Raw genomic sequence first — 26295 nt, 5'->3', positions numbered from 1 at the left:
CCGCCCACAACCAGGAAGGAACCCCCATGAGCGACGAACTCCCGGACCCCGCCGTCCGGCACCGCACCGTGCGCGACGCGCTCCGGCAGGCGACCGGCCAACTCCAGACCTACCGGGCCCGCGTCGACCACAACGGCCACCCCATCCCGGCGCCGATCGAGCAGCCGCCGGCGCCCGTCCCGGCCGGGCCGCCGCCGATCCCGCCCACGTCCGGCGCCGCGTTCCACGGCGCCCCCACCCTGCCGGGCCCCACGATCCCGCAGCAGATCGCCCAGGCCCAGGCCGACGGCGACTGGCGCGCCGCGCTGCGCCTCATCAACCACCACCACCTTGAGCCCCTCGGGCTCGCCGTCGCGGAAGGAACCCACCGCCCATGACCACCGTCAAGGCCCCCATCCCCGCCACCCCCGCCGTCGACTTGTCGGCCGGTCAGCCGCTCCCGGAGTGGTTCGGCGCCGCGTTCGGGACCCTGGCCGCCGAACACGACCGCGTCAGGCGCGTGTACGCCGATGCCGCCGCCGCGCACCGGGCCATCGCCAACGACCGGGCCCGTCAGGCCGCGATCCAGGCGGACCGGGACGCACACGCCGACGCGATCCGCGCCGGCAAGCCCGACCCCGGTCCGGTGGCGCTCGGCAAGTGGCAGGCGGACGAGGAGACCGCGCGGCGCGCCGCCCAGGGCGCCGCTGACGCGCTCCGCGCGGTGTGGACGGACGTCGTCACCCGCACCGCCGACAACGCCGTCATGGGCGAGTTGGCGGCCGCTCTCGACGCCGACGAGACCGCGGCGCGGGCCCGGCTCGCCGAGCTGCTGGAGGAGCTGCCGCGGGTGCTGGCCGCGCTCGACACCACGGCGCACCGTCAGGCGTGGCTGAGCCAGGCGCGCCGGTTCGCCCGTGACCGGGTGATCGAGCGGGAGCCCGGGCTCACGGTCGCGCTCCGCTGGCCGTCGTCGATGACCGGTAGCACGGCCATGCCGCTCGCCATCTTGGGGGGGTCGGCGCCGGTCGACCACGTCGTTCACGCCCTCGCCCACTACCGTGGGGAGGGGTGATCGATCCCTGCCAACTGTGAGGGCGTGTCCGCCGTCCCCTCCCGGCGGGCACGCCCTCATCGCGTACAGGCCACGACCCCGGGCCCCGTGTCGCGCGTCCCGGGGCACCGGGGTCGTGGCGTCTGGGAGGGGCGGCGGCCGGGACAACGGGGGCAGTCCACCGGCGGCGCCGCCCCTGGTCTAGGCGATCAACTTCGCCACGTACAGCGGCGGGTCCTCGACCTCGGGCGGGACGGTGACGGTCCGGACGTTCCCCTCCGGCGTCCGGGCACGCCACGTCCCGCCGCCCATGTCGATGAGCGTCGCCGTGATCCGGCCGTCCTGCTCCAAGAACCACACGCCGCCCTGCTCAACGAGCAGGTAGGAGCCGACCTCGACGGGCGCGCTCACTGCGTCCACCTGCGCGCCGCTATGACCGCCTCACCGAGCCGGGCGGGGGTCGGCGCCTCGACGAGCCGGGTCCCGTCGACGAGGGCCCACCACTCGCGGGTGTGGAACCCGAACCATGCCGTCACCCCGTACCGGGCTTGGAGCTCGGCGACCTCGGACCGCTGAATGGGGGTGACGTCGAGCCGGGCCGTGTCCTCGCCCACTGCCGGCCGCGGTCTGCTCGGCGAGGCGGGGCGCGCTTTCGGGGCGGGCGCGTTCGTCGGGTTCGGTACGGTTTCCATAGCCGGACCTCGTTTCCGGTCAGGCCCCGGGTAGCGGTGTTCGCCCACCGTCCGGGGCCGTCTTCGTGTCTGGTGACACCTTTCGCTCTCCACTCGACCCCGCCGGGCGTTAGCTTGGAAGGTGCTGCCTGCTGCCTCCCCGGCCAGGCAGCGCCAGACAGCAGGTCAACCCGGGGCGAAACGGGTGAGGCGATGACCTTCGGTGAGGAACTCCGCCGGCTCATGACCGAGCGCGGCATCAGCCAACGAAAGCTCGCGGCGCTCGTACCCTGCAACGACGGGTACGTGTCCCGGGTCGCCCGCGATCTCAAGGCCCCGTCACCGGGGATGGCGGCCAGATTCGATGAGATCCTCGACGCCGGCGGGCGCCTCGCCGCGCTCCTCCCGCCGCCCCCACCTCAGCCGGTCGCCGCCGTGCCGTTCGATGACGAGATCGAGGCGTTGGAGCTGGTGCGCCGCGTCGCCGCGAGCGACGTCGGAGACGACACCCTCACCGCGTTGGAAATGACCGTGGACGACATGGCGTCCGCCTACCCGAAGACCCCGCCGGGCGAGTTGCTGACGCGCGTCAGGCGGCACCTCAGCCACGTCTCTGCGCTCATGGACGCCCGCATGACCCTCGCCGAGCGCCGCCGCTTGATCGTCGTCGGAGGGTGGCTGTCGCTGCTCGCCGCAACCTGCAACATCGACCTCGGGCAGCTCCCGGCCGCCGCCGCCCGGCTCCGCACCGCCGCGCAGCTCGCCGAGCACGCCGACCATCCCGAGATCCTCGCGTGGACACTGGAGACCCGCGCCTGGCAGCGCCTCACCGATGGCGAGTACGGCGAGGCGGTCACGCTCGCCCGGGGCGCGCAGGAGATCGCGCCGCGCGGCAGCTCGGCGTACATCCAGGCGACTGCGCAGGAGGGGCGTGCGTGGGCCCGGGTCGGCGCCGCCCCGGAGACACGGGATGCCCTGGCGCGCGTCGAGCGGCTCGTTGAGCCTCTCCCGATGCCGGACCGTCCCGAGCACCATTACCGGTACGACCCGGCCAAGAGCGACGCCTACACCGCGACCACGCTCGCATGGGTCGGGGACCCCGCCGCCGCGCCGTATGCGCGGGGGGTGCTGGCACGGTTGGAGCAGCCGTCCACCGGCCCGGCCCGGCCCCGGCGGGCAGCGTCGGCACGGCTCGACCTGGCGCTTGCGCTGCTCGCCGCTGATCAGCCGGACGAGGCCGCGCACACGGCGTTGGAGGCGGTCACGAGCGGGCGGTTGGTGCCGTCGAACTACTGGCGTGCGGCCGAGGTGATCGCCGCTGTGGAGGCACGCAACGTTCCCGCGGGCGAGTTGAACGAGGCGTACCGGGAGCTGTGCGCCCGGCCCGGGAACGGCATCGAGGGCCCCGCCGGCGCGTGACCGGAACGAGGCCCTCGACGAGGAGCAAGAGGCGTCAGTCTCCGAACTCGTCGTCTTCGGCGTGCTGCTCCAGCTTGTGCAGTTCGAACTCCTCCAGCATGGACACCGGGTCCCGGTTGTCTCGCCGCGCCAGCACCGTCAAGGCGTTGCCGCCGAACCGTCCAAGCGCCACAACCAGCGCCGTCAACCCATCCGAGCCGTGCTGCTCGAACATCTCCACCGCGTGCCGGTGCATGGCCTGAGTGCGGCTGTCGCCGTCCTCGTCCTCCGCGAGCGACTCCCTGACCACAGCTAGGGCCCGCAGTTCCGCGTCATCGTAGAACGTCATTCGTCCTTCTCCTCATCTGTGTGCCGACATCATTCGCTGTAGTCGATGTTCGCCGGGTTCTCTCGGTCGTACCCGCGTAGCCAGAGACGCGCCTGCGCTCGCTCGACGGCCGTCGACCCGTCCGGGTCGTACGGGCACGCGGTCACGGGTTCGCCCGCGCGGGCAGCCGCCCGGCCGGCGATGACAGCGCGCACGCAGTCGGCCAGGTTCACCGCTCCACCGTCCCACCCGGGGACGGCTCGAGACCTGTGTACTCGTTGAGCGCCTGGCGGACGCGGACGGCGCGGGGGTGCCCGATCCGCAGCTCCCGGCGGATCGCCCGGACCGAGGGGAGGTCACCGGTCGCGAGCACCTCGGCGAACCGGTCGCGGGCGGTCGCGATCACCTGCGGATCGTCTTCGGGCTCGACGGCGGGTGCGCTGCCGTTGACCTGCGGACCGTCCGGGCCGGGAGCGCTCGCGAGCGGGGTCACCGCGGGAAAGGGCGGCCACCACGTCAACCCGGCCGGCGCGGGCGCGGCCTCAGCGTGCGCGGTGCGGCCGATCGCGAGCAGCGCGAACGACGCCACGACCATGAGCCCGTCGACCGCGAGAGGCCCTATCGCGGCCGTCAACGCGTCCTCGCCGTACGCGGCGAGCAGCGCCGCCATGTGCCGGTACGAGACCACCGCGGCGACCCCGGCGACCACCGACGCACCCCCGAACCGCGCGACCGTCCACCACGGCGACGAGGGCCAGGGGACGCGCGCGAGGATCTCGACGACGAGCAGCAGCGCGAGGGGGTAGAACGCGGCGGCGAGCTGCGCGCCGACCGGCGGACGGCCGGACGCTCCGGGGATGTAGTAGGTGTGTGCGACGTTCGCCGCCACCGAGACGGCGACGCCGAGCCCGAACGCCACCGTCGCCCAGCCGCGGCCCGTGCCGTCCCCGCGGCGGGGGCCGCCCCGACCCTGAACGGGGTCGAGACGGCCCGCCGCGGCGTACTGGTCGCCGGTCACCGGCGGCCGCCGTTCGGGTAGTCCTCGCCGACGAATCCGGGCAGGCCGGCCGCCTCGCGGGCCGCGACACCGGCCTCCCACTCGGCGCGCTCGACCGGGTCCGGCGGCGGCGGGATCAGGAACCCGCCCGACCGGCCCTCGTCGCGCTCGACGACGACCGGCGGCACGTCGGCGGCCTCCCGGGCGCGCAGGACGGTCACGGCGTCCCGCAGGGCCGCCCCGGACGCGGTCAGGTCGGCCTCCAGCCCGTTGCCGGTGCCGATCGCTTCCAGCGCGGCCCGCGCCGTGTCGAACACGGTGGCCGCCTGCTCGTCGCCGTCGTGGCGGGCCTGCTCGGCGAGGTCGCCGTAGAACGGGGCCCGACGGCTCAGGGCGATGATGTTCTCCGCGAGCTTGACGACGTGCGCGTCCTGCTCGTCCTCGTCCGGCGCCGGGCCGTCGCCCTCGTCGCCGTCCGGGCCGTCGTAGTCGAGGCTGACGGCCTCGGTCCACGTGGCGCCCGCGTCGCACCGGGCCCGCGCCTGATCGGCGGTGACGTACCCGGTCGGCGGCATCTCGGCGAGCCGCTCCCGCAGGTAGGTCAGGCCGTCGGCGAACTTCTCGTCCATGTACTGGTCGCCCCGGTCGGCGGCCTCGGCGAGGTGCTGAAGGCTGACCTTCATCTGCATGATCCGCTCATCGAGGATCCGGCCGCGGGTCTCTTCGTGTCCGACGGTCGCCGCGTACGGGATGTCGAGCGTTTCGAGGACGACGTCGATGATGGCGCGGGTCTCGGCGGACAGGCCGTTGCGGTCGGTAGGCTCCGTTGCCATGGGGTCGGCCTCCTGTGTAGGTCCGGTTCCTAGGCCCCGTTCTGGTGTTCGCAGCACCGGGCGGGGCCGTCTTCGTGAGATAGATGAAACCTCTCCCTCGGCTGCCATACGTACGACGACCGCCCGTCGCCGGTGCTCAGGCGGGCGATCGCCGCCCTCGGCCGCCGGACGGTCGTGGTGGCGTGCGCGGGCAACGCGGCGACCGACCGCCCGTTCTGGCCGGCCGCGATGAAGCCCGTCATCGGCGTCGCGGCGCTGGACGGCGCCGACCGGGCCTGGTTCTCCAACCACGGCTGGTGGGTGGACGCGTGCGCGCAGGGCGTCGACGTGGCCAGCACGTTCGTGTCGTTCGACGGGACGCGTCCGCCCGTGGACGGCGCCGACCCCGACCGTTTCCAGGGCTATGCGACGTGGAGCGGGACGTCGTTCGCGGCGCCGAGGGTCGCGGGCCTGATCGCCGGACGGGCGGCGGAGGAGGGCGTCGACGCGCCCGCGGCGGCGGACCGCGTCCTCGATCCGGACTCTCATCGCGTCCTGCCGGATCTGGGCGTGGCCGTCGACTCCGCCAAAGGTACTGACTGTCAGCATGCGATGGCATAGGGTGAGCAAAGCGGGGGGCCTCGGGAGGAGACTTCGGTGGCCCAGAGGGACGGAACGGACGAGCTGGTGGTCCGGGCGCGCGACGGCGACGGTGACGCGTGGGCCCGGCTGGTGGAGCGGCACAGCGCGCTGCTGTGGTCGATCGCCCGCTCGCACGGGTTGAACGACGCCGACTCGGGCGACGTGGTGCAGACCACGTGGCTGCGGCTGGTGGAGCGGATCGACGGGCTGCGCGAGCCGTCCGCGATCGGCTGCTGGCTGGCCACGACGGCGCGGAACGAGAGCCTGCGGCTGGTGCGGCGGCGCAGCCGCGACATGCCGCTGGTGCCCGCGCCCCGGCGGCCGGAGCCCGGCCCCGACCGGGTCGCCGCGGCGCGCGAGCGGCTCGGCCGGGTCGGCACGGCGCTCGACACGCTGCCGCAGCGCTGCCGGACGCTGCTGCGGCTGTTCGCGCTGGCGCCGAGCCACGCCGAGCTGGCCGCCGCGCTCGGCATCCCGGTCGGCAGCGTCGCCCCGACGCGGGCGCGGTGCCTGGAGGCGCTGCGGAGGCTCGTCCCGTGAACGACGACGAGCTGATGTCCGGGGTCCGGGACGCGTTCGAGGTCCTGGACCCCGTGCCCGCGGACGTGCTGGCGGCCGCCCGCGCGTCGATCGCGTGGCGGACGCCGTCGGCGGAGCTGGCCGAGCTGTCGCACGACCGGGCCGCGCGAGCGGCGGCGGGCGTGCGGGGCGCGGCGGGCCGGACGCTGACGTTCACATGCCCGGGCCGGGCGGTGGAGATCGAGGTGGCCGAGCACGGCCGGGAACGGGAGATCAGCGGGCGGCTCGTCCCGTCCTCGCCGGCGGTCGTCCAGGTCCGGCACCGTGACCTGCCGCCGGACGGGATCACCGCGCACGCCGAGCCGGCCGGGCTGTTCCGCGTCCCGCGCGTGCCGCAGGGCCTGGTCAGCCTCGTGTTCCAGATGGAGGACGGCTCCTCGATCGTGACGAGCTGGATCCGCCTTTGACCGGGCGGGACGAGCGCGCCCTGCTGTGGATGGCGGCGATGGACCCGGCGACCGCCTACGCCCGCGCACACGATCTGCTGGAGTGCAGCGGCCTGCTGGAGGACGCCGACGCGCTGCATAGTGACGGCCTGCTTGACGGCGGCGACATGCTGGAAGACAGCGGGCTGCTGGAGCGCGGCGACGGCGTGCTGGCCCTTCGCGTGGCCGGGCTGGCAGCCAAGGAGCTGGGGCGGTTGGACGAGGGCCTCGCCTTCCTCCACCGTGCGCTGCGCCTAGCCGAGGGTTATGCGGCGGCACAGGTGCGGATGAACCTTGTCGGACTGCTCACTGCACGAGGTGACGTCAACGGAGCGCTCGCCCGTGCCAGTGAGGCCGAGCCCATCCTGGACGGCCCCGACGCAGACCGCCTTGCCGCGAACAAGGCGTGCGCCCTGGCGCGGGCGGGGCGCCTGGACGAGGCACGCGAGGTGGCCGCGGACGCCTTACCCCGGCTTCGCCAAGGCCATGACCCGGCCGTGTTGAATGGCCTGCTCACCAACCTGGGTCTGGCGCTGGCCTTCCGCGGTGACTACGAGCGTGCAGAGGACGCCCTGTCGGAGGCCGTCGCGGTGGGCGAGGCGTCCGGGCTGCGTCACCAGACGGCCATGGCCAAGGGGAACCTGGCGTTCGTGGCTTCGCGGCGTGGGGACGTCCCGCGCGCGCTTCGCCTCTTCGCCGAGGCCGAACCGGGCCTGACCGGTGAACGCCTGGCCCAATGCCGGTTCGACCAGGCGGAGACCCTCATCATGGCGGGCATGCCCGGTGAGGCACGTCCCGTCCTCGCCGCCGCCTTGGACGAGGCCATGGCGAACGGCTACAGATGCGATGTCGCGGACGGTTTCCTACTCCTCGCCAACGCCGAACTGGCCGACGGGAACCCCGAGCAGGCGACGGAAGCGGCCGAGCACGCCAGCACCATGTTCGCCAAGCAGGAACGAACGGGATGGATGCTCCTCGCCGAGCACACTTTGCTCAAGGCCAGGTGGGCGTCCGGTGAACGCTCTCCCGTCCTGCTCCGTTCGGCGGTGGCCACCGCCGAACGGCTGGAGCACGGCGGCTGGTCCGACGCCGCCGACGAGGCCCGCATCGTGGCAGCGCGGGTGGCGCTGGCCTTGGGCCGGCCTGCCGGGCATCTCCTGTCCTCGGTCGGGCGGTCGCGCGGGCATGCGTCCGCCCAGATCGCGGCCTGGCACGCCCTCGCCCTCGAACGCGCGGCGCGGGACGATCACGGGGGCGCGGTGGCTGCGGTCAGAGCGGGCCTGGAGGTGACCGAGGAGCACGCGGAGGCACTCGGTGCGCTCGACCTCCGCGCCCGCGCGGCCGGTTTCGCCGCCGAGCTGGCCGAGCTGGGTCTCGGCCTGGCCCGGTCGGCACGGGAGCTGCTCGCCGTGGAGGAGCGGCGGCGGGCGATCGCGCGGCCGGTGCGGGTCCGTCCGCCGAGGGATCCGGAGCGGGCCGCCGCGCTGGCCGCGCTCCGCGCCCTGAGCGTCGACCACACGGCCGACACCGCGCGGAGCGGCGTCCCGTCGGTGCTGGTGCCGGACATGGCCGGCCTGGAGGCGCGGATCCGCTCCCGGACGCGGCGCCGCCCGTCCGGTGCGGCGCCTCCCCGCTCCGCCGAGGCCACCGAGATCGCCGCCGCGCTCGGCGACCGCGCCCTCGTCGAGATGGTGGCGATCGGCGGCGAACTGCACGCCGTCACCGTCGCGGAAGGCCGCCCCAGCCGCCACCGCCTCGGGTCATGCGACGGCATCGACCACGAGAGCGGCCTGATCCGCTTCGCCGCACGCCGCCTCGCCGAGGAGGACTGCCCACAGGCACTGGCCACTCTCACCGGCGCGGCCGGACGCCTCGACCGCCTCCTCCTCGCCCCGCTGCACGCCGTGCTCGGCGACCGGGAACTCGTCATCGCCCCGACAGGCGCGCTGCACGGCCTCCCGTGGGCGGCGCTCCCGTCACTGGACGGGCGCCCGTTCACCATCGTCCCGTCCGCCGGTGCGTGGCTCCAGGCCCACGCCGCCACGCCCTCCGGCGGGCACACGGTGCTCGTCGCAGGGCCCGACCTGGATCATGCCGAACGGGAGGTCGCCGCCCTCCACGTCCTGCACCCGCAGGCGCGCCTGCTCGCCGGCCCCGCCGCCCGCGCCGTGTCCGTCCGGGACGCCCTGGACGGCGCGGCCCTCGCCCATATCGCCGCCCACGGCGAGTTCCGCGAGGGCAACGCCCTGTTCTCCCGGCTGCGCCTCGCCGACGGGCCGCTGATGGTGCACGACCTCGACGAGCTGACCGCCCCGCCGCGCCTGGTCGTCCTGTCCGCCTGCGACATCGGCCGCGCGGACGGGGGCGACGCCGTCCTCGGCATGGCCGGCGCCCTCCTCGCCCTCGGAACCGCCGCGGTTGTCGCCAGCGTCACTCCCGTCCGCGATGAGGCGACCCCGGAGTTCATGTCGGCCTTCCATGCCGCCGTCGCGTCCGGTGAGCCCCCATCACGCGCCCTGGCGGCCGTCCCCCGCACCCCGGCAACCCTCGGCTTCCTCGCCATGGGCGCCGACTAATGCCCGCAGCCCCCGCAGGCGGAGGTTGGTGTGGTCGGGTCGGAGGGTCAGGTGTCGCCGGTGGCTACGGGGTTGGACGGGTCGGTCACCCAGTCGGACCAGGAGCCGACGTAGAGCGCGGCCGGGATGCCGGCGAGGTTGAGGGCGAGGATCTCGTGGGCGGCGGTGACGCCGGAGCCGCAGTAGGCGCCGACGTCGAGGGCGTCGGTCGCGCCCAGTTGGGCGAAGCGCTCGCGCAGCAGTTCGGGCGGCAGGAAGCGGCCGTCGACGCCGACATTGCCGGACGTCGGGGCGTTCCGGGCGCCCGGGATGTGCCCGGCGACCGGATCGACCGGTTCCTGGTCGCCGCGGTAGCGTTCGGCGGCGCGCGCGTCGAGGAGGACGCCCGCCTTGGCCAGTTCGGCGGCGCCCTCCGCGTCCAGGACGGGCAGGCGGCCCGGGTTGGCGATGAAGTCGCCCGGTTTCACCTCGGGTTCGGCGGTGTCCACCCGGTGGCCCGCCTCCGTCCAGGCGCGGTAGCCGCCGTCCAGGACGCGGACCCGCTCGTGCCCGAAGTAGCGCAGCGACCACCAGACGCGGGCCGCGGACATGGAGTCGGCGTCGTCGTAGACCACGACCAGGCCGTCCTGCGACACGCCCGCGCGGCGCATCGCCGACTCGAAGACGACCGGTTCGGGGAGGGGATGGCGGCCGCCGGGGCCGGGCGGCCCGGCCACGTCGCGATCGAGGTCGACGAAGACGGCGCCGGGCAGGTGCCCCTTGCGGTAGGACTCGATCCCCGGCGGTCCCGCCAGGTGCCATCGGACGTCCAGCAGGATCACGGGCGTCTGGCGTCGCAGCAGCCGGTCCAGTGCGGGCACTTCGATGAGAGGGTGCACACGGCCAGTTTGACCGCCGATGCCCGGATTAGGGAGGGGCGAAGCCTGGTTCATCTCACATCCGCGGGTGTCAGGGGCGGGGTGTCAGGGGCGGGACGCGGTGAGCAGCGGAACGAGCTGCTCGGCCGGGACGAGGGAGCCGTGCATGCCGACCATCCGGTTCAGCCACGGCTCCCGCTCGGACGCGACGATCGCGAGGTCGCCGTGCGGGACGGCGATCACGTCGCCGATGCGGTCGGCCATCCCGTCGCCGAGCGGGCCGAACCAGCCGTCCGCCACCGCCTGCTCGCGTTCGACGACCCAGGCGCGATCGCCGAGCAGGGCCGTCCACGCGGCGAGGACGTCGCCGTGGGCGCCCGGCTCGCTGTAGACGTAGCGGCAGCGGGCGTCGCCGCCGAGGAGGGCGACGCCGTCCCGCAGGTCGGGGACGGTGTCGGCGTCCACCCGCTCGGACGGGTCGACCATGCCGTGGTCGGCGGTCACGTGCAGGGCGGAACCGGGCGGCAGGACGGCCGCGATCTGCTGGACGAGCATGTCCACGAAGCGCAGCTGGTGCCGCCAGTCGGCCGAGTCGACGCCGAAGCGGTGCCCGGTGCCGTCGAGGTCGGCGTGGTAGGCGGTGACGTAGGCGCGGTCGCCGCGGCGCAGGGCCGCCTCGGTGCGGCCGACGAGCTGCCCGAGCCCGTCGGCGGACAGGTACTCGGCGCCGCGGGCGGTCGCGCGGCTCAGCCCCGACCTCTTGTACTGGCGGAGCGAGACGTAGCCGGCCTCGACGCCGTCCGCCGCCGCCCGCTCGTAGGCGGTCGGGACGGGCTGGAACGTCGCCGGGTCGGGGTCGTCGCCCTTCCAGTGCAGGCAGTTCAGCAGCCGGCCCGCGCCGGGGATCGCGACCTGCAGGCCGAGCAGCCCGTGCCCGCCGGGCGGCGCGCCCGTCCCCAGTGAGGCGAGGCTGGTGACGGTCGTCGCCGGGAACCCGGCGGTGATCGGACCGCCGTCCATCGCGTTCAGGTACGGCGCCTCGTCGGGGTGCGCCTTGAGCTGCTCCCAGCCGAGCCCGTCGACGATCAGGACGCACGCACGGGGCACCTCGGGCACGCCCAGCACGTTGACCTCGTCCGGAACGCCCATCCCCGCCAGCACCGACGTGGGCACATCGGAGAGCGCCCCGGCCCCGTACCGCGGAACGGAGGGTCGTGCCACTCCGGTCACCGGGCGGTCGCGGCGGACAGTTCCTCGGCGAACGCCAGCACCTGGGCCACCGCGTCCGCGCCGTCCGCCGCCTCGCTGACCCGCAGGGACAGGTCGTCGGCGGTGACGCTGCCGGTGTAGCCGTGGTCGGCCTCGCAGTTCTCGTCGCCGCAGGTCGCCGGTTCGAGGTCGATGTGGGCGATGGCGCCCCAGCCGATGGTCAGCACGACCTCGGTGGGCGGCACCCCCGGCACGTAGGACGCGGGGTCCGGGACGACGCGCGTCACCGCGACCGACTGGACGCGTTCCAGCTTGACGGCCTCGGTGGTGGTGGACGCGTGCGGCTGGGCCATTCCCTCTCCGGGCGGATGCTCGTCGGTGTGGCATACCAGCAGCCGGGTCGCGGACAGCACGAGCACCGTCACGTGGCGCCGCACCTCCATCGCGGGGTCGAACGTCGCCTCGTGGTGAACGACGTACGCGACGACGCGCTCGTCGCCGACGGCCGACTCGACCGCGTCCGCGACCAGGGCCGGGTAGTAACCGCTGCGCTCGATCGCCGTGCGCAACCCGCTTGCGGTCGCTCGGGTTTCCCTCATGGCCCCATCCTGCCCTGTCCGGGGCGGCCGCGCACATGACCGCCCGGCCGCGCGGTCAGCCGCGCGCCCGCGGGGTAGGGGCAGGGCATGGACGAGCATCCACTGCCGACCCCGCCGCCGGTGCCGCCGCCCACTCCGGACCCGGCCCCGACGCCGCAGCCGCCGGTGCCTCCCGAGCCGCCGCCCGGCCCGTACCCGGGGCCCCCGCCGCGGCCGCCGGGGCCCGTCCCGCCGGGCCCGTCGCCCGAGCCCGTCCCGCCCGGCCCGCCGCCGGAGCCCACGCCGCCCGGTCCGGCCCCGGATCCGACGCCTCCGGCGCCGCCGCCGGAGCCGATCCCGCCGGGGCCCGAGCCTGACCCCGTCCCGCCCACTCCGGAACCGCGCCCGCCGGGCCCGCCTGGCTGATCTCGCACCGGGCCGCCCGGGCCGCCGGGCCGGTGTCAGAGGCGGCGGGGGCCCATTTCGGTGCGGGGGCCGAGGGGGCGCTCCAGCGTCAGCGCCACCTGGCACACGGTGGCGCCGCTCCCGTCCGCCATGACTGGGTCCAGTTCGAGGCGCGCCACCTCGGGCAGGTCGTAGCCGAGGCGGGACGCGCGCAGCAGCAGTTGCTCCAGCGCCGCCACGTCCACGGGTTCGGCGCCGCGGTGGCCGAGCAGCAGCGGGGCGGTGCGGATCGCGCGGATCATCTCGGCGGCGTCCACGTCCGCGAGCGGCGACAGGCGGTAGGCGCGGTCGTCCAGCAGCTCGGCGGTCTCGTCGGCGATGCCGAACGAGATCAGCGGGCCGAACGAGCGGTCCTCCCGGACCACGATGCGGGTCGGCACGCCGTCGCCGGCGTCGGCGACCTCGATGCCGTAGCAGGCGAGGAGCTCCGCGGCCTGCTTCGGCGGGACGTCCACCGGGCCGCCGTCGCCGTCGCCGAGCCAGTCCGCGACGAGGACGCGCGCGCGGGCGCGGTCGACGTCCTCGAACACCGGCGTCCGCCCCGCGGGGCGCTGCCGCCACTGGGCGTACCTGATCACGTACGCCAGCGCCCGGACGGCGTCCTCCGGCGCGGTGTAGGACGGTACCGAGCCCTCGGCGGGCATCCCGTCCGGCCCGGGGACGCGCAGCTCGGCGGGCATGCCCTCGCTGCCCAGGTAGGTCGCCACGATCGGCTTCCCGCTGCCGCCGGCCAGCCGGAGGATCTTCTGCGGGACGCGGACGTCGTACCCGCCGATCGTCGGCGGCGTGAACAGCGCCACGACGGCGTCGACCGTGTCGTCGGCGAGCGCGCCGGCGAGGGCGGCCTCGTAGTCGTCGGCGTCCGCGCGGGGGCCGAGGTCGATGCGCGGCCGGACGTCCAGGCCGAGCGCGACCGCCTCGTCCTGCGCGAGCAGCCCGAGCGAGTTGGAGTTGTCGATGATCGCGATGCGGTCGCCGGCCGGGAGCGGCTGGTAGGCCAGCACCTGCGCCACGTCGAACAGCTCCGCCAGGTCCTCGACCCGGATGACGCCGGCCTGCTCGAACAGCGCGCTGACCGCGTGGTCGGGCAGCGTGAGGGCCTGCGCGGCGTGCCCGAGCGGGACGCCCTGCGTGCTGCGCCCGCTCTTCACCGCCACGATCGGCTTGCGGCGGCCGAGCCTGCGCGCCAGCCGCGCGAACTTGCGGGGGTTGCCCAGCGACTCCAGGTAGAGCAGGACGGCCTTGGTCGCCGGGTCCTCCTCCCAGTACTGCATGAGGTCGTTGCCGGAGACGTCCGCCCGGTTGCCGGCCGACACGAACGTCGACAGGCCGAGGCCGCGTTCGGCCGTCCGCTGCAGGATGGCGATGCCCAGCGCGCCGGACTGGGAGAAGAAGCCCACCGGCCCCCGTCCCGGCATGGTCGGCGCCAGGGTCGCGTTGAGCCGCACGTCCGTGTCGGTGTTGGCGATGCCGAGGCAGTTGGGGCCGACGACGCGCATCCCGTAGGCGCGGGCCAGGCTCACCAGTTCCTTCTGGGCGGCGCGCCCCTCCTCACCGACCTCGCCGAAGCCGGACGACACCACGACCAGCCCGCGGACGCCCTTGCCCGCGCACTGCTCCACGACCTCGTGGACGGCGTCGGCGCGGACGGCGACGACCGCGAGGTCCACATCGTCCGGGATCTCCAGGACCGACGCGTACGCCCGCACACCCGCGACCGCCACCGCCGTCGGATGCACCGGGTAGACGGGCCCGGTGAAGTCGCCGCCGAGCAGGTTGCGCAGGACGGTCTGCCCGACGCTGTGCTCCGCGCGGCTCGCCCCGATCACCGCGACCGAGCCCGGGAACAGCAGCCGCTGGATCGACCGCGACTCGGCCCGGTGCTCGCGGGCCGTCATGACCTCCAGTGAGGTCTCGGTCGGCTCCAGGTCGAGGACGAGCTCGATCACGCCCTCCTCGAACCGCTGCTCCGCCCGGTAGCCGGCCTCCCGGAACACCCGCGTCATCCGCCGGTTGTCGGGCAGCACGCTCGCCACGAACCGCCGCACGCCGCGTTCCCGCGCCGCCGCCGCGATGTGCTCCAGCAGCACCGCGCCGAGGCCGCGGCCCTGGTGCGCGTCCTCCACGAGGAACGCGACCTCCGCCGTCTCGGGCCGCTCACCGAGCCGGTCATAGCGGACGACCGCCACCATCACCCCCGCGATCGTGGCGATCAGCGCGACACGCCGGTCGTGGTCGACGGTCGTGAAGTGCTCGACGTCACGGTCCGACAGGTGCGGGCGCGGCGAGAAGAACCGGTAGTAGATCGACTCCGGGGACAGCCGCGCGTGGAACGCGCGCAGCAGGTCGGCGTCATCGGGCCGGATGGGACGCAGATGGGCCGTCCCGCCGTCGCTCAGGACGACGTCGGCCTCCCACTGATCCGGATAACGCTCGGTCACGTACCCGAGGGTAAGGCACGGACCCTTCAGGCCCCGCGTGGGGAAAAAACGGGCTTCCCCGGGTTTCGCTGCGCGTTCGAGACCTAATCCGGGCTCAAGAGCTGTTACGGTCGACCACACGCCCAGTGTTGCCGCTCGCGCGGGCCGTGTTGATCGAGGTGATGACTCCATGACGCGCGTGGTCGTGGTCGGCGATCTTATGACAGACACCGTGGCGCGTGCCGCGTACCCCTTGGCAAAGGGGAGCGACACGCCCGCCGCCGTGACGACCCACGGGGGCGGCTCGGGCGCCAACGTGGCCGCCTGGCTCGCCCTGGAAGGAGTCGACACCGCCTTCGTCGGACGCCGCGGCTCCGACATCGCGGGCCGGAACCGGGACATGGAGATGATGGGGTACGGCGTCGACGCCCGCCTCGTCATGGACCAGGAGCGTCCCACCGGCACCTGCGTGGTGATGGTCACGCACAAAGGCGACCGGACGATGCTGTCCGATCCCGGTGCCAACGGCGCGCTCCTCCCCGAGGACATCGAGCGCTGCAAGGACCTGTTCACGCAGGGCACCCACCTGCACCTTTCCGGCTACTCGCTGATCAACGAGGGCTCCCGGAAGGCCGCCATCCACACCCTGGACCTCGCCCGCAAGGCGCAGATGTCCGTCTCCGTGGACGGCGGCTCGTCCTCCCCGCTCAAGCGGATGGGCGCCGAGCCCTTCCTGGAGTGGACGCAGGGCGCGCGCCTCCTCGTCGTGAACGCCAAAGAGGCCGAGATCCTCACCGGCCGCGACACGGCCGAGCAGGCCGCCAAGGTGCTGACCGCCTGGTACCCGCAGGTCGTCATCAAGAACGGCGCCGACGGCGCCCTCTGGTACACCAACGGCCGCCCCGAGCCCGTCACCGTCGCCGCCGAGCCCGTCGACAAGGTCATCGACGGCACCGGCGCCGGCGACGCGTTCGTCGCGGGCTTCCTGCCGCCCTGGCTGGACGGCAAACAGCCCGCCGACGCCCTCACCGCCGGCTGCCGCCTCGCCGCCCAGGCCATGAAGCACTTGGGCGCCCGCCCCACGCTCGACGTGGTCGACAACCAGATCAAGTAGAGGATGTGCCGCTCCAGGGGGCGACCCCTGGAGCCCATTCAGCGATCCTCATAGGCCGCCGTCACCGGAGATCCACGACACCGGAGAACCGGCCCGTCGGCTGCCAGGTCAGGCGAGTGGGGTGTAGGTGCGGACGTCTTCCTTGACCGCCGCCCAGAGGCGGTTGAGAGGGTGGCCGGCGTCGTAGCGCTCCAGGTCGGCGCGCCGGACGAACGCGCCGGTCATCAGCTCGGCCTTGGGCTCCAGATCGTCATGCAGCCGGATGGCGCGCAGGGGGGCCGCATCGGGGTCGTCCTGGGCGGCCATGCCGCGTCCGATCGACCCGGTAACGACCATGCAGCCGCGCACGAACCCCGACCGCAGCAGCGACAGCCCGTAGTGGACGTCGTCGATGTCGGCGACGACGTTGAGGCGCTCCCGGAAGTTCGTCCCGTACCAGGTGGCGAGCAGATCGGCGACCAGGCCGGCGGGCGGCAGCACCAGCGGGACGCGCCCGAGCCCGCTCGTCTCGACCGGCCTGTCCGGCAGCTCGTTCTCCGGCAGGTTGGTCAGCAGCAGCGCCTGGCCCCGCGCGTACTCGATGACCTCGTACTCCTTCAGGCGGAGGTCGCCCTCCAGTGTGCTGACGATGCTGCCGCACACGAGGTCGACCTGCCGGTTCTCCAGGCGCGACCACACGTCCTTGGTGCGGACGTGGGCGACCTTGAACTCCACCTCCCGCTGCCGGAACTCCTCCGAGACCCGGTTCCAGGCCCGGGACACGATCGGCAGCGTGAACTCGGTGGTGCCCACGGTCAGCATCCGCCCGAGGCGCCGGCGGCTCAGATGAATGGACTCCAGCCATTTGTCGAACGTCATGCGCGCCCGCTCGACCGTCGTCTCGCCCGTGGGGGTGAACAGGTAGTCCTTGCCGCGCCCCTGCCGGACGGTCAGCACCTCACCGCACAGCATCTGGCTATTGCGGTTCAGGATGTCGAGCTGCTTCTGCACGCTGGACTGCTCGCGCCCGAGAACCCGCGCGGCCCGCAGCGCCGACCCCGTCTCGTGCACCACCAGGAGGGTCCGCAGCTGATCGAACGTCATGTCGAGCAGCCCGGACGGGCAGTCCACAAGGGCATCGAGACTCGGTGACACGCTGAGGGACATTACTACCCGTTCCGCCGTCCCGCGGAAATGGCCGTACGGCCAACTCAGCGGGAAATGATGACATTTCCCCCTGAACTTATCTCAAGATGTTCTTGCAAACAAGTGGACAGAGTTTTCTAATCTCTAGGACACTTTCTCCCGAGCCGCTCCCCGCCGCCGTCATCCGTCCCACCCAGGACGGCGGCGCTCCGGGCGTGCCCCGGCGGTGCCGGCCGCCGGGGCCGCCGCTCGGCGCCCCGACTCCCGTTCGCCGCGGCCCTTCTCCGCCGCGGCGCCGGGCCAGGCCGCCGGCCCGTGCGCGGGGCCGCGCGCACGGGCCGGCACGATCGTCCCGCCCGCGCCCGGCGGGGGCGCGCGGGCGGCCGACGATCCCCACCCCGAGCACGAACCCCTCGGGCATGCCGCCCGCGCACGCCTCGGCACCCCACTCGCCACAAACACCCAAGCCACCAGCCACGGTCCAAGAACCCGAAGACCGGCCGATGAATATCTCGGGCCACGCAGGTCCATACGAAGACCGCACCAACCAGGCACCTCACGCCCTACCAACCAGAGGAGCCAAAAGCGTGCCCGCCAAACCACCCACCCCGCAGCACACGCCTGAGCCGCGAACTCACCATGGCGTGCACTCGAGGCAATGCAGCGGCGGCGCCACCATGGTTGCTCACGGCGACACGTCCTCGTCGCGGCCATGCTGCGAAGTACGGCGGCAGATGCCCAAAACACGAACTCACAGCGGCAACTCCGCGCCCATACTCACCATGCCGTGTCCGCCTGGCAGTGCAGCGATGGACGCCGCCCTCGGCAACGCAGCGGCACACGTCCAACGCGAAGGCCCGCAGCGCCAGCTCCCGCAACACGGCGGCAGACACCCGACACAGGCGCCCCCAACACACGCCCACCATGGCACGCCCCCTTCGCGGCGCATGCCCCTGGCACAGCGCGGACCAGCCCAGGCCCGGGACAGCGCGGGACGGCGCCCTTGGCAATGCAACCGCGCACGTCCAACACGAAAGCCCGTGGCACACGCCCACCGTGGCACGCCCCCTTCGTGGCGCATGCCCCTCGGCGCAGCGCGGGCCAGCGGGGCTCGGGCCAGCGCGGCTCGGGGCAGCGCGGGCACAGGGCAGTGTGCTGGGGGACGTGGAGGTGGAGGGACGCGAGGGTCGGGCATGGGGCCGGTGGGTGTGTGGGTGGCGGGGCTCCTTGGGTTCGGGGGTGGGGCTTGCGTGATGGGTTTCTTGGTGTCGCGTATTAGGGGTGGGGGTGGATTGTGAGGTCGCTGCAAGGGCGTGTTCAGGGCCTGGTCGATGAGTTGGTGGCTTCGGGGGGCGAGGTCGGGCTGCAGGTCGCGGTCTTGGAGCGGGGGCGGGTGGTTGCGGACGTCGTCGCCGGCGTAGCTGATCGTTCATCTGGGCGGGCCGTTGCGGCGGACACGCTTTTCTACGCGGCGTCCACTGCCAAGGGGATCGCGTCGGTGGTGGCTCATGTGCTCGTGGAGCGCGGGGAACTCGCGTACGACATGCGGGTGGTCGATGTCTGGCCGGAGTTCGGCGTCCATGGGAAGGGTGGGGTTACGCTCCGCCACGTCCTGATGCACACCGCGGGTGTCCCTGCGCCGCCTTACGGCACCACGGTTGAGGATCTGTGCGACTGGGAGCACATGTGCGCGGTGCTCGCCGCGTCCAGGCCGTGGTGGGAACCGGGGACACGCTTCGGCTACCACGCGCAGACGTTCGGCTTCCTGCTTGGTGAGATCGTGCGGCGGGCGACGGGGCATGGCCTTGCGTGGTGGCTCCGGGAGGCCGTCACGCGTCCGCTCGGTGTTGAGGACGAAGTCCACTTTGGCGTGCCCGAGACCCTGCTGGATCGGGTGGCACATCAGGAAGCAACCGGTGAACCTCCGGGCGAACCAGAGCCAGGGTCGCCGCAGGACAAGGCTGTTCCGCCGGGTATCCGGCCTGATGCCCGCTTCGCCAATCGGGCCGAGGTCCTGCGCTCGGACATTCCCTCGGGCGGCACCATGACCGCGCGTGGCGCGGCCCGTGTCTACGCCGCCCTCCTGGGCCATGCCGACGGGGTCGGATTGGTCTCGCCCGCTCGCCTCGCCGATATGGCCGCAGTGCACTACGAGGGCATGGACGAGGTCATGGGCGTGGCGGCGACGTGGGCCTTTGGTTTCAGCACCTTCCGTCCCGGCGGCGTCCTCACCCGGTCCGGATCGACTCTCGGCATGGTCGGCATGAACGGCTCGGCCGCCTACGCCGACATCGACTCCGGCGTGGCCGTCGCGGTGATGCGCAACCGTTTCACTCCCGACATGGCGGCGGCGTCCCGTATCGACCGCATCGTCGGCGACTTCTCGTCCACACACGACCGATCGGAGTGATCATGAAGGAACCCATGTCCCGGCTCGACGAGCGTTTCAGCGCTCCCGCTGCCCGAGCGGTGCCCTGGGCGACGACCCGGGAGGCGCTGGAGTCCGCGCAACTGTCCTGGATCACGACCGTCCGCTCCGACGGGCGCCCCCATGTGACGCCCCTCGTGGCCGTGTGGCTCGATGAGGCGCTCTACTTCACGACAGGTCCCGAGGAGCAGAAGGCCGTGAACCTCGACGGCAACCCGCGGGTGGCCCTGACCACCGGCTGCAGCCGGTGGGACGAGGGGCTCGATGTGGTCGTCGAGGGCGTCGCCGAGCGTGTCACCGAGCGCGCCGTCCTCGAACGGCTCGCCGCCGCCTGGGCAGGCAAGTGGGACGGCCAATGGCAGTTCCGAGCGACCGAGGAAGGCTTCTCCCATGCCGATGGGGGTGTCGCGCTGGTCTTCGCGGTGCGTCCGGCCAAGATCCTCGCCTTCACCAAGGGCGCCTTCTCCCAGACCACTTACACGCCTGCCGAGTAGCCGCGCTCCGTCCGCCCACGCCACGTCGCCACCTGCCGGCCGCCTTCGGCGATGGGCGGATCACATGCCGAACGCCCACGGCGGCGGCTGAGACGAGTGTGTCTAAGGCCGCCCCCACCGCTGCCCGCGACGGAGCCGGTCCGAGGCACCGGGAGCCGGTGCGGGTTCGGCGATCGACCCGAGTCGCTGATGATGCCGTTGCCGGGAAAGCCGCCCGACGACCGCAGGCGCTGGCGGCGTGGTCGATATCGCGCACCACACTACGCCCCGGCGGTATGTCTCCTGAGCTGGGCGGACTCCAGTTCGGCAGGCCCCCGGCGGCCGGAGTCCGCGGGGTTCGTCAGCTGGGGGTTGCGAGGGTTAGGGGGAGGATCGTTTCGGCGCCTGCTTCCTTGAGGAGGCGGGTGGCCACTGTCATGGTCCAGCCGGTCTCTATGCGGTCGTCTACCAGGAGGATGGGGCCTGGGGTGGTGCGGAGGGCCGTGGCCAGGTCTTCGGGGACGGCGAGGGTGTGCCAGACGGAGCGGAGGCGCTGGGCGCTGTTGTGGCGGCGGGGGGCGGGGTCGCCCAGAGGGGTCAGTTCGCCCAGGTAGGTCAGGCGGCCTATCTGGGCTATGCGCCGGCCGAAGGTCGTCACCAGGCGGGGGCGGGAGCGGGACCCGATCGTCACCACCGCCGTGGGGCGGGCCGGCCAGTCCCAGGCCGCCAGGACCTTGACGACGGCGTCGACCAGGTCGGCGGGGACGTCGGTGTCGGGGGCCGCGAACAGTTCGCGGAGGCGGTTGCCCCAGCCGATGTCGGTGAGGCGGCCCAGGGCGCGGCCGGTCTCGGCCTGGAGGTCGGGTTTGATGCGGCCGGAGACGCCGAGGTCGTCCTTGACGCCGGTGGGCCACATGCGGCGTGGGGCGATGTCGACGCCGGGGCGGTGCAGGCGGTCGCGGGCCTGGGCGGTGCTCTCCCGGGTGACGTCGGTCGGCCAGTGGCGGCCGGTGCAGTTGTCGCAGCGGCCGCAGGGGGCGGCGTCCGGGTCGTCCAGTTGGCGGCGCAGGTACTCCTCGCGGCAGGACGGGGTCGCGATGTAGTCGAGCATCGCCTGCTGTTCGCGGCGGCGTTCGGCGGTGACGCGCTCGTAGCGTTCGCGGTCGTAGGGCCAGGGTTCGCCGGTGGACGTCCAGCCGCCCTTGACGCGGCGGGCCGCGCCGTCCACGTCGAGGACCTTGAGCATCATCTCCAGGCGGGACCGGGTCAGGTCGACCATCGGTTCGAGGGCGCCGGTGGACAGCGGGCGGTCGGCCGTTTCGAGGACCTCCAGGGTGGCGCGGACGGTGGGCTCCGGCGGGAAGGCCAGGCTGGCGAAGTAGGCCCAGATGTCGCGGTCTTCGCGGCCCGGGAGCAGGATGACCTCGGCCCGGTCGACGCCGCGCCCGGCGCGTCCGATCTGCTGGTAGTAGGCCACCGGCGACTGCGGGGCGCCGACGTGGACGATGAACCCGAGGTCGGGTTTGTCGAAGCCCATGCCGAGGGCGCTGGTGGCGACGAGGGCCTTGAGCTTGTTGTCCTGGAGGTCCTGCTCGGCGCGGAGGCGTTCGGCCTGCTCGGTCTGGCCGGAGTAGGCGGCGACCTCGTGGCCGCGGTCGCGGAGGTGGCCGGTGATCTCGTGGGCGGCGGCGACGGTGAGCGTGTAGATGATGCCGGAGCCCGGCAGGTCGGCGAGGTGCTCCGCCAGCCAGGCGATGCGCTGCTCGGCGGTCGGGAGGGTGACGACGGCGAGGTGCAGGGACTCGCGTTCGAGGGGGCCGCGCAGGACGAGGGCGTCGTCGCCGGCGAGCTGCTCGGCGACGTCCTGGGTGACGCGGGCGTTGGCGGTCGCGGTGGTGGCGAGCACCGGGATGCCGGGCGGCAGGTCGGCGAGGAGGGTGCGCAGCCGCCGGTAGTCGGGGCGGAAGTCGTGGCCCCAGTCGGAGATGCAGTGCGCCTCGTCGACGACGACCAGCCCGGCGCCGGCGGCGAGCTTGGGCAGGACGAGGTCGCGGAAGTCGGGGTTGTTGAGCCGCTCCGGGCTGACGAGCAGGACGTCCACCGCGCCCTGCTCGACCTCGGCGAAGATCTGGTCCCAGTCGTCGGTGTTGGACGAGTTGATCGTGCGGGCGTGGATGCCGGCCCGGTCGGCGGCCTCGATCTGGTTGCGCATCAGCGCCAGCAGCGGCGAGACGATCACGGTCGGGCCGGCGCCGCGCTCGCGCAGCAGCCGGGTCGCCACGAAGTAGACGGCGGACTTGCCCCAGCCGGTGCGCTGCACGACCAGGGCCCGGCGCCGCTCGACGACGAGCGCGCGGATCGCCGTCCACTGGTCGTCGCGGAGGCGCGCGTGGTCGCCGGCGAGGGCGCGCAGGCACCGCTCGGCATCGTCCCGTAGCCCGTCTGGAGTGCTCATGCGTCCTTCGTACCAGCGCCGCGGAAGAGCCCGCACCAGAATCGCGTTCTGTGGACAACCGGGTAGGGAGCCGGGACGTTGGAGCAGGCAGGCCGTGGGTAGCCTGCCAAGCAAGATCGGCGACAAGGGCGACAAGGCGGGAAAGGGGGCACGAGCGGGGGGATGCGCGCGGCCGAACGCTTGCGGCGGACATGGCAGGTCCTGATGGACGGGTCTCCCCCGGAACCGCCCGAAGAAGAACCCGGTGAAACCGTCGACCCCCGAGCGGTCGACCTCGTGCTGCGCGTGGGCGAGCTCCTGCTGGCCAGTGGCGAGACCACGGAACGCGTCAACGAGGCGATGCTCAGCTTGGCCGTGGCCTATGAGCTTCCCCGCTGCGAGGTGCAGGTCACACTGACCAGCCTTCTGGTCTCCGCCCACCCGGGGAAGGGTGCGCCGCCCATGACGGGGACGCGCGCCATCCGGCGCCGCACCCCCGCCTACTGGCGGCTCACCGCGCTGCACCAGCTCGTCCAGGACGCCTCCATCGGCATGCTGGAACTGGACGAGGCGCACAACCGGCTCAAGGAGATCAAGGCGGGCCGCGCCCCGTACCCGGCCTGGCTCATGGTCGTGTCGCTGGGGCTCATCGCGGCGTCCGGCAGTGTCCTGTCCGGTGGCGGTCCGCTCGTGGCGACCACCGCGTTCATCGCCACGCTGCTCGGCGACCGCACCGCCGCCGCGCTCGCACGGCGCGGCATCGCGGAGTTCTTCCAGCTGACGGTCGCCGCCGCGATAGGCGCCGGCGCCGCGGCCCTGGTGGTGGCCATGGGCAACCCGGGGCACGCCGCCACGATCGTCACCGGGGCGATCCTGGCGCTGCTGCCCGGGCGCCCGCTCGTCGCCAGCATCCAGGACGGCATCACCGGCGACCTGGTCAGCGCCGGGGCCCGGGTGCTGGAGGTCTTCTTCATGATCGCCGCGATCGTCGCCGGGCTCGGCGCGATCGTCTACCTCGCGGTCAACCTGGGCGTGCCGATCGACGTCAAGCACCTGCCCACACCGGCGGCGGAGCTGCGGCCGGTCGCGGTCATCGCGGCCGCCGCCATCTCGGTGACGTTCGCGATCTCCCTCGCCGCGCCGAGGTACGTCCTCACGGCCGCGGCCCTGGGCGGAGCGCTGATCTGGGTGCTGTACGTCCTCGCGCGGGGGTGGGACGTTCCGCCCGTGCTGGCGGCGGCGATCGCGGCGATCGTGGTCGGCGTCCTGGCGAACTGGCTGGCCCGGCGGCACAACCAGCCGGTCATGCCGTTCGTCGTGCCCGCCATCGGCCCACTCCTGCCGGGGACGGCGCTCTACCGCGGCATGGTCGAGCTCAACACCGGCTCGCCGAACACGGGGGTGCTGAGCCTCATCGGGGCCGTCTCGGTGGCGCTGGCGCTCGGCGCCGGCGTGAACCTCGGCGGCGAGTTCGTCCGCGCCTTCCAGCACGTGGGCCTCGGCGGATCCGGCCGGTGGGCCCGCCCGGCGGCCCGCCGCACCCGGGGCTTCTGACGCCCCTCTACCGCGCCGACCTGGGGCTTCTCGCGGTTCCGCATTTTGTCGGTGGCGGAGGTTACGTTCGCCGCATGTACCGACAGGGAGACATCCTGATCCTGCCCGTGCCCGAGGAGGCCGTCCCGCGGGCCGTCCGCGACCTGCCGCCGGCCCCGCGCGACGGCCGCGGCCGCATGGTGCTGGCGCTCGGGGAGGCGACCGGGCACGCGCACGCGCTGTCCGCGCCCGGCTCGCTGCTGCGCGTCCCCGACCCGCTCTCCCCCGACCACCTGCACCTGCCGTCCGGCGGGCGGCTGGTCCACGAGGAGCACGCGGCGATCACGCTGCCCAAGGGGTGGTACCGGGTGATCCGCCAGCGCGAGTACGTGCCCGGCGCCGTCCGCGTCGTGGCCGACTAGGGGGACGGGATGCTCACCGGAACGGTACGCGAGACCCACTACGTGGTCGGCGACTGGCAGTCGGCTGCGTTCGGCACCGGCCCCGCCGACCGCGCCCGCGCCGAGGCGGGCGTGGCCGCGGCCTACGCGGCCGCGGGCCTGGATGCCCCGGAGCGGTACCTCTGGGTTCCGTCCCCCGCGCGCGGCGCCGTCGCGGCGGCCGTCCTGGCGGGGCACGGCGGCGCCCTGGAGGAGGCCGGGCTCGGCGACCTGGTCGGGCAAGCCCGCGCCGATCAGGGCGACGGAACCGCGGGCCGGAGCGTCCTCGCGGACGTGCGGACCCGCCCCTGGGAGGCGGAACGCGCGGCGGCCTGCTCCGAACAGGGGCCGGAGCAGTGGCCGCGCACCTGGGCCGACACCGGGGGCCTGCTCTGGACCCAGGTCCAGTCGCTGGTGACGAGGGTCCGCGCCGCCGTCGGGGAGCAGGCCCACACCCGCTCCCTCGCGGCCGGGAACCTCTCCCCCGCCCCCGACCAGGAGCGCGTCGCGTCGCTCCTGCGCGCCGCCGCCCTGGACGCGGTCCTCGGCCAGCACGACGCGCCGTGGCTGGCGCTGTTCGAGTCGCTCGGACGGCTGGACGGCCCGCTCGCCGGGCTCGCCGAGGCCGCCCGTTCGGCGGGCTGGTGGTGGCCCTACGAGCGGCTGGTGATCCTGTCGGAACGTCCCAGCGAGCTGCACCGGGACGAGCCCGGACGGCTGCACCGGGGCGACGGCCCCGCGCTGGCGTATCCGGACGGGTTCGCGCTGCACGCCTGGCGCGGCATGCCCATCCCGCCCGATTTCGTCTCCTCACTGACCGACCTGACCGCGGCCCGCATCTCGTCGGAGGCGAACGCCGAGCTGCGCCGGGTGATGCTGGAGATCTTCGGATACGACCGCTACCTGGCCGAAACGGGTGCGCGCCCCCTGCACCGCGACGAGACGGGCGTCCTGTGGTCGATCGACCTTCCCGGCGACGAGCCCGTGGTCATGGTGGAGGTCGTCAACTCCACGCCCGAGCCCGACGGGACGCATCGCACCTACTACCTGCGCGTCCCGCCCGGCACCCGCACCGCGCGCGCGGGCGTCGCCTGGACGTTCGGTGTGGACGAGGCCGACTACGCCCCCGAGAAGCAGACCTGAGCCCGCGGGCGTCCCTTGGTCGCACTTCCCCAGTCACCAAGGGACGCCCGCCGTCACCCGGGCGCCGGGGCCTGCGCCCAGGTGACCTTGCCGCCGGCGGTGGCGCGCCAGCCCCACGAGTTCGACAGGGCGCCGACGAGCAGGAGGCCCCGGCCGCCCTCGGCCTGCGCGTCGACGATGGGCACGGACGGCCCCTCCGGGTTGTCGTCCCACACCTCCACCATCGCGGTCTTGTCGTCGGGCAGGTACAGGACGAGCGTGACCGAGTTCGCATGGCGGATCGCGTTCGTGACCAGTTCGCTCGTGATGAGTTCGACGTCGCCGTGGACGTCCTGGCGGTTCCAGCCCTCCAGCGCCGCGCGGACCGTGTCGCGCGCGGCGCGCACCGCGCCCTCGACCGGTTCCAGCGCGAGGACGCAACGGGGTCGATGTCGATGTTCCACGGAACCGCCTAAGTTCGCCGGCCAACGCAAGCATGCGCTCTCAGCGCCCGCCCTGCACGGCCTCCGCTCGCACTCCGGTGTCCGGCTCCTGCCGTACCCCGTTCCCGTCTCTCGCCACCTGCCGCATCACGAAACTCCGCCGGAGTGACCACCCTCGGTCAAACACCGATCA

At 73.6% G+C, this 26295-nt stretch carries 25 protein-coding genes and 1 pseudogene; 13 read left to right on the top strand and 13 right to left on the bottom strand.

The window, feature by feature from the left end:
• The first annotated feature begins 26 nt into the window (after positions 1 to 26).
• Together ABFX46_RS30850 and ABFX46_RS30845 are read left to right on the top strand one after the other, a co-directional pair.
• The gene (locus ABFX46_RS30850; protein WP_346047443.1) at positions 27 to 377 is read left to right on the top strand and encodes a hypothetical protein; all 351 of its coding nucleotides are present in this window, start codon (positions 27 to 29) and stop codon (positions 375 to 377) included.
• Positions 374 to 1054, top strand: a complete 681-nt coding sequence (locus tag ABFX46_RS30845; protein WP_346047442.1) for a hypothetical protein — start codon at positions 374 to 376, stop codon at positions 1052 to 1054. The genes ABFX46_RS30850 and ABFX46_RS30845 overlap by 4 nt, the downstream gene beginning before the upstream one ends.
• A gap of 180 nt (positions 1055 to 1234) precedes the next feature.
• On the opposite strand, the gene ABFX46_RS30840 is transcribed toward ABFX46_RS30845, so the two are convergent.
• Together ABFX46_RS30840 and ABFX46_RS30835 are read right to left on the bottom strand one after the other, a co-directional pair.
• On the bottom strand, positions 1235 to 1444 hold the full coding sequence (locus ABFX46_RS30840; protein WP_346047441.1) for a hypothetical protein: 210 nt from the start codon (positions 1442 to 1444) through the stop codon (positions 1235 to 1237).
• Positions 1441 to 1647 carry a hypothetical protein gene (locus ABFX46_RS30835; RefSeq protein ID WP_346047440.1) on the bottom strand — a complete coding sequence of 69 codons (207 nt, stop codon included), beginning with the start codon at positions 1645 to 1647 and terminating at the stop codon, positions 1441 to 1443. Before ABFX46_RS30835 ends, ABFX46_RS30840 begins: the two co-directional genes overlap by 4 nt.
• A gap of 270 nt (positions 1648 to 1917) precedes the next feature.
• Between ABFX46_RS30835 and ABFX46_RS30830 the strand changes: the two genes are divergently transcribed.
• The gene (locus ABFX46_RS30830; RefSeq protein ID WP_346047439.1) at positions 1918 to 3123 is read left to right on the top strand and encodes a helix-turn-helix domain-containing protein; all 1206 of its coding nucleotides are present in this window, start codon (positions 1918 to 1920) and stop codon (positions 3121 to 3123) included.
• Positions 3124 to 3157: 34 nt separating this feature from the next.
• Here ABFX46_RS30830 and ABFX46_RS30825 read toward each other — a convergent pair whose 3' ends face one another.
• Genes ABFX46_RS30825 through ABFX46_RS30810 form a run of 4 tightly spaced genes read right to left on the bottom strand, consistent with a single transcriptional unit; the run spans position 3158 to position 5260 of the window.
• Complete coding sequence (locus tag ABFX46_RS30825; protein ID WP_346047438.1) at positions 3158 to 3451, bottom strand: hypothetical protein; 294 nt, start codon at positions 3449 to 3451, stop codon at positions 3158 to 3160.
• A 29-nt stretch (positions 3452 to 3480) separates the two neighbouring features.
• Positions 3481 to 3663, bottom strand: a complete 183-nt coding sequence (locus ABFX46_RS30820; RefSeq protein WP_346047437.1) for an Rmf/CrpP fold protein — start codon at positions 3661 to 3663, stop codon at positions 3481 to 3483.
• Positions 3660 to 4448 carry a DUF2637 domain-containing protein gene (locus ABFX46_RS30815; protein ID WP_346047436.1) on the bottom strand — a complete coding sequence of 263 codons (789 nt, stop codon included), beginning with the start codon at positions 4446 to 4448 and terminating at the stop codon, positions 3660 to 3662. Before ABFX46_RS30815 ends, ABFX46_RS30820 begins: the two co-directional genes overlap by 4 nt.
• Entirely contained in the window at positions 4445 to 5260 is an 816-nt protein-coding gene (locus ABFX46_RS30810; protein ID WP_346047435.1) for a hypothetical protein, read from the bottom strand. The genes ABFX46_RS30815 and ABFX46_RS30810 overlap by 4 nt, the downstream gene beginning before the upstream one ends.
• A gap of 99 nt (positions 5261 to 5359) precedes the next feature.
• On the opposite strand from ABFX46_RS30810, the pseudogene ABFX46_RS30805 reads away from it, so the two are divergent.
• The 4 genes and pseudogenes from ABFX46_RS30805 to ABFX46_RS30790 all read left to right on the top strand — a co-directional run.
• Positions 5360 to 5860, top strand: a pseudogene (locus tag ABFX46_RS30805) (S8 family serine peptidase); the annotation flags it as partial.
• A 36-nt stretch (positions 5861 to 5896) separates the two neighbouring features.
• Complete coding sequence (locus ABFX46_RS30800; RefSeq protein ID WP_346047434.1) at positions 5897 to 6421, top strand: RNA polymerase sigma factor; 525 nt, start codon at positions 5897 to 5899, stop codon at positions 6419 to 6421.
• The gene (locus ABFX46_RS30795; RefSeq protein ID WP_346047433.1) at positions 6418 to 6867 is read left to right on the top strand and encodes a hypothetical protein; all 450 of its coding nucleotides are present in this window, start codon (positions 6418 to 6420) and stop codon (positions 6865 to 6867) included. Before ABFX46_RS30800 ends, ABFX46_RS30795 begins: the two co-directional genes overlap by 4 nt.
• Positions 6864 to 9461, top strand: a complete 2598-nt coding sequence (locus tag ABFX46_RS30790) for a CHAT domain-containing protein (protein WP_346047432.1) — start codon at positions 6864 to 6866, stop codon at positions 9459 to 9461. The genes ABFX46_RS30795 and ABFX46_RS30790 overlap by 4 nt, the downstream gene beginning before the upstream one ends.
• A 47-nt stretch (positions 9462 to 9508) precedes the next feature.
• On the opposite strand, the gene ABFX46_RS30785 is transcribed toward ABFX46_RS30790, so the two are convergent.
• The 4 genes from ABFX46_RS30785 to ABFX46_RS30770 all read right to left on the bottom strand — a co-directional run bounded on the left by ABFX46_RS30785 (position 9509) and on the right by ABFX46_RS30770 (position 15011).
• Entirely contained in the window at positions 9509 to 10339 is an 831-nt protein-coding gene (locus tag ABFX46_RS30785; RefSeq protein WP_346047431.1) for a sulfurtransferase, read from the bottom strand.
• A gap of 84 nt (positions 10340 to 10423) precedes the next feature.
• The gene (locus ABFX46_RS30780; RefSeq protein WP_346047430.1) at positions 10424 to 11539 is read right to left on the bottom strand and encodes an alkaline phosphatase family protein; all 1116 of its coding nucleotides are present in this window, start codon (positions 11537 to 11539) and stop codon (positions 10424 to 10426) included.
• 5 nt (positions 11540 to 11544) lie between these two features.
• Positions 11545 to 12126 carry a DUF5998 family protein gene (locus tag ABFX46_RS30775; protein ID WP_163055610.1) on the bottom strand — a complete coding sequence of 194 codons (582 nt, stop codon included), beginning with the start codon at positions 12124 to 12126 and terminating at the stop codon, positions 11545 to 11547.
• Between the two features lie 440 nt (positions 12127 to 12566).
• A complete protein-coding gene (locus ABFX46_RS30770) occupies positions 12567 to 15011 on the bottom strand; it encodes a bifunctional acetate--CoA ligase family protein/GNAT family N-acetyltransferase (RefSeq protein ID WP_346047429.1) in 2445 nt (814 codons plus the stop codon).
• A gap of 169 nt (positions 15012 to 15180) precedes the next feature.
• Between ABFX46_RS30770 and ABFX46_RS30765 the strand changes: the two genes are divergently transcribed.
• On the top strand, positions 15181 to 16104 hold the full coding sequence (locus ABFX46_RS30765) for a carbohydrate kinase family protein (RefSeq protein WP_346047428.1): 924 nt from the start codon (positions 15181 to 15183) through the stop codon (positions 16102 to 16104).
• A gap of 108 nt (positions 16105 to 16212) precedes the next feature.
• Here ABFX46_RS30765 and ABFX46_RS30760 read toward each other — a convergent pair whose 3' ends face one another.
• On the bottom strand, positions 16213 to 17238 hold the full coding sequence (locus ABFX46_RS30760; protein ID WP_346047427.1) for a LysR family transcriptional regulator: 1026 nt from the start codon (positions 17236 to 17238) through the stop codon (positions 16213 to 16215).
• Between the two features lie 1285 nt (positions 17239 to 18523).
• On the opposite strand from ABFX46_RS30760, the gene ABFX46_RS30755 reads away from it, so the two are divergent.
• Both ABFX46_RS30755 and ABFX46_RS30750 read left to right on the top strand, forming a co-directional pair.
• Positions 18524 to 19639 (top strand): serine hydrolase domain-containing protein, encoded by a 1116-nt coding sequence (locus tag ABFX46_RS30755; RefSeq protein ID WP_346047426.1) that lies wholly within the window; start codon positions 18524 to 18526, stop codon positions 19637 to 19639.
• A 2-nt stretch (positions 19640 to 19641) separates the two neighbouring features.
• Positions 19642 to 20151, top strand: a complete 510-nt coding sequence (locus ABFX46_RS30750; protein ID WP_346047425.1) for a pyridoxamine 5'-phosphate oxidase family protein — start codon at positions 19642 to 19644, stop codon at positions 20149 to 20151.
• Positions 20152 to 20491: 340 nt separating this feature from the next.
• On the opposite strand, the gene ABFX46_RS30745 is transcribed toward ABFX46_RS30750, so the two are convergent.
• Positions 20492 to 22585 carry a RecQ family ATP-dependent DNA helicase gene (locus ABFX46_RS30745; RefSeq protein WP_346047424.1) on the bottom strand — a complete coding sequence of 698 codons (2094 nt, stop codon included), beginning with the start codon at positions 22583 to 22585 and terminating at the stop codon, positions 20492 to 20494.
• 204 nt (positions 22586 to 22789) lie between these two features.
• Between ABFX46_RS30745 and ABFX46_RS30740 the strand changes: the two genes are divergently transcribed.
• The 3 genes from ABFX46_RS30740 to ABFX46_RS30730 all read left to right on the top strand — a co-directional run bounded on the left by ABFX46_RS30740 (position 22790) and on the right by ABFX46_RS30730 (position 25680).
• Positions 22790 to 24118: a threonine/serine exporter family protein gene (locus ABFX46_RS30740; RefSeq protein WP_346047423.1), complete on the top strand. Its 1329-nt coding sequence runs from the start codon at positions 22790 to 22792 to the stop codon at positions 24116 to 24118.
• 74 nt (positions 24119 to 24192) lie between these two features.
• Positions 24193 to 24519 (top strand): hypothetical protein, encoded by a 327-nt coding sequence (locus ABFX46_RS30735; protein WP_346047422.1) that lies wholly within the window; start codon positions 24193 to 24195, stop codon positions 24517 to 24519.
• Between the two features lie 9 nt (positions 24520 to 24528).
• Entirely contained in the window at positions 24529 to 25680 is a 1152-nt protein-coding gene (locus ABFX46_RS30730; RefSeq protein WP_346047421.1) for a DUF6745 domain-containing protein, read from the top strand.
• A gap of 53 nt (positions 25681 to 25733) precedes the next feature.
• Here ABFX46_RS30730 and ABFX46_RS30725 read toward each other — a convergent pair whose 3' ends face one another.
• Entirely contained in the window at positions 25734 to 26123 is a 390-nt protein-coding gene (locus tag ABFX46_RS30725; RefSeq protein WP_346047420.1) for an ATP-binding protein, read from the bottom strand.
• Positions 26124 to 26295 lie beyond the last annotated feature (172 nt).

This window comes from Actinomadura chokoriensis (assembly GCF_039529475.1).
Classification (GTDB): Bacteria; Actinomycetota; Actinomycetes; order Streptosporangiales; family Streptosporangiaceae; genus Spirillospora; species Spirillospora bangladeshensis.
Note: the sequence above shows the minus strand (reverse complement) of the source record. Positions and strands in the feature narration are given on the sequence as shown.

Excerpts from the sequence above, each read along its gene's own strand:
- ABFX46_RS30850 (WP_346047443.1), top strand. The coding sequence starts at position 27 with ATGAGCGACGAACTCCCGGACCCCGCCGTCCGGCACCGCACCGTGCGC.
- ABFX46_RS30845 (WP_346047442.1), top strand. The coding sequence starts at position 374 with ATGACCACCGTCAAGGCCCCCATCCCCGCCACCCCCGCCGTCGACTTG.
- ABFX46_RS30830 (WP_346047439.1), top strand. The coding sequence starts at position 1,918 with ATGACCTTCGGTGAGGAACTCCGCCGGCTCATGACCGAGCGCGGCATC.
- ABFX46_RS30825 (WP_346047438.1), bottom strand. The coding sequence starts at position 3,451 with ATGACGTTCTACGATGACGCGGAACTGCGGGCCCTAGCTGTGGTCAGG.
- ABFX46_RS30810 (WP_346047435.1), bottom strand. The coding sequence starts at position 5,260 with ATGGCAACGGAGCCTACCGACCGCAACGGCCTGTCCGCCGAGACCCGC.
- ABFX46_RS30775 (WP_163055610.1), bottom strand. The coding sequence starts at position 12,126 with ATGAGGGAAACCCGAGCGACCGCAAGCGGGTTGCGCACGGCGATCGAG.
- ABFX46_RS30765 (WP_346047428.1), top strand. The coding sequence starts at position 15,181 with ATGACGCGCGTGGTCGTGGTCGGCGATCTTATGACAGACACCGTGGCG.
- ABFX46_RS30750 (WP_346047425.1), top strand. The coding sequence starts at position 19,642 with ATGAAGGAACCCATGTCCCGGCTCGACGAGCGTTTCAGCGCTCCCGCT.
- ABFX46_RS30745 (WP_346047424.1), bottom strand. The coding sequence starts at position 22,585 with ATGAGCACTCCAGACGGGCTACGGGACGATGCCGAGCGGTGCCTGCGC.
- ABFX46_RS30740 (WP_346047423.1), top strand. The coding sequence starts at position 22,790 with ATGGACGGGTCTCCCCCGGAACCGCCCGAAGAAGAACCCGGTGAAACC.
- ABFX46_RS30735 (WP_346047422.1), top strand. The coding sequence starts at position 24,193 with ATGTACCGACAGGGAGACATCCTGATCCTGCCCGTGCCCGAGGAGGCC.
- ABFX46_RS30730 (WP_346047421.1), top strand. The coding sequence starts at position 24,529 with ATGCTCACCGGAACGGTACGCGAGACCCACTACGTGGTCGGCGACTGG.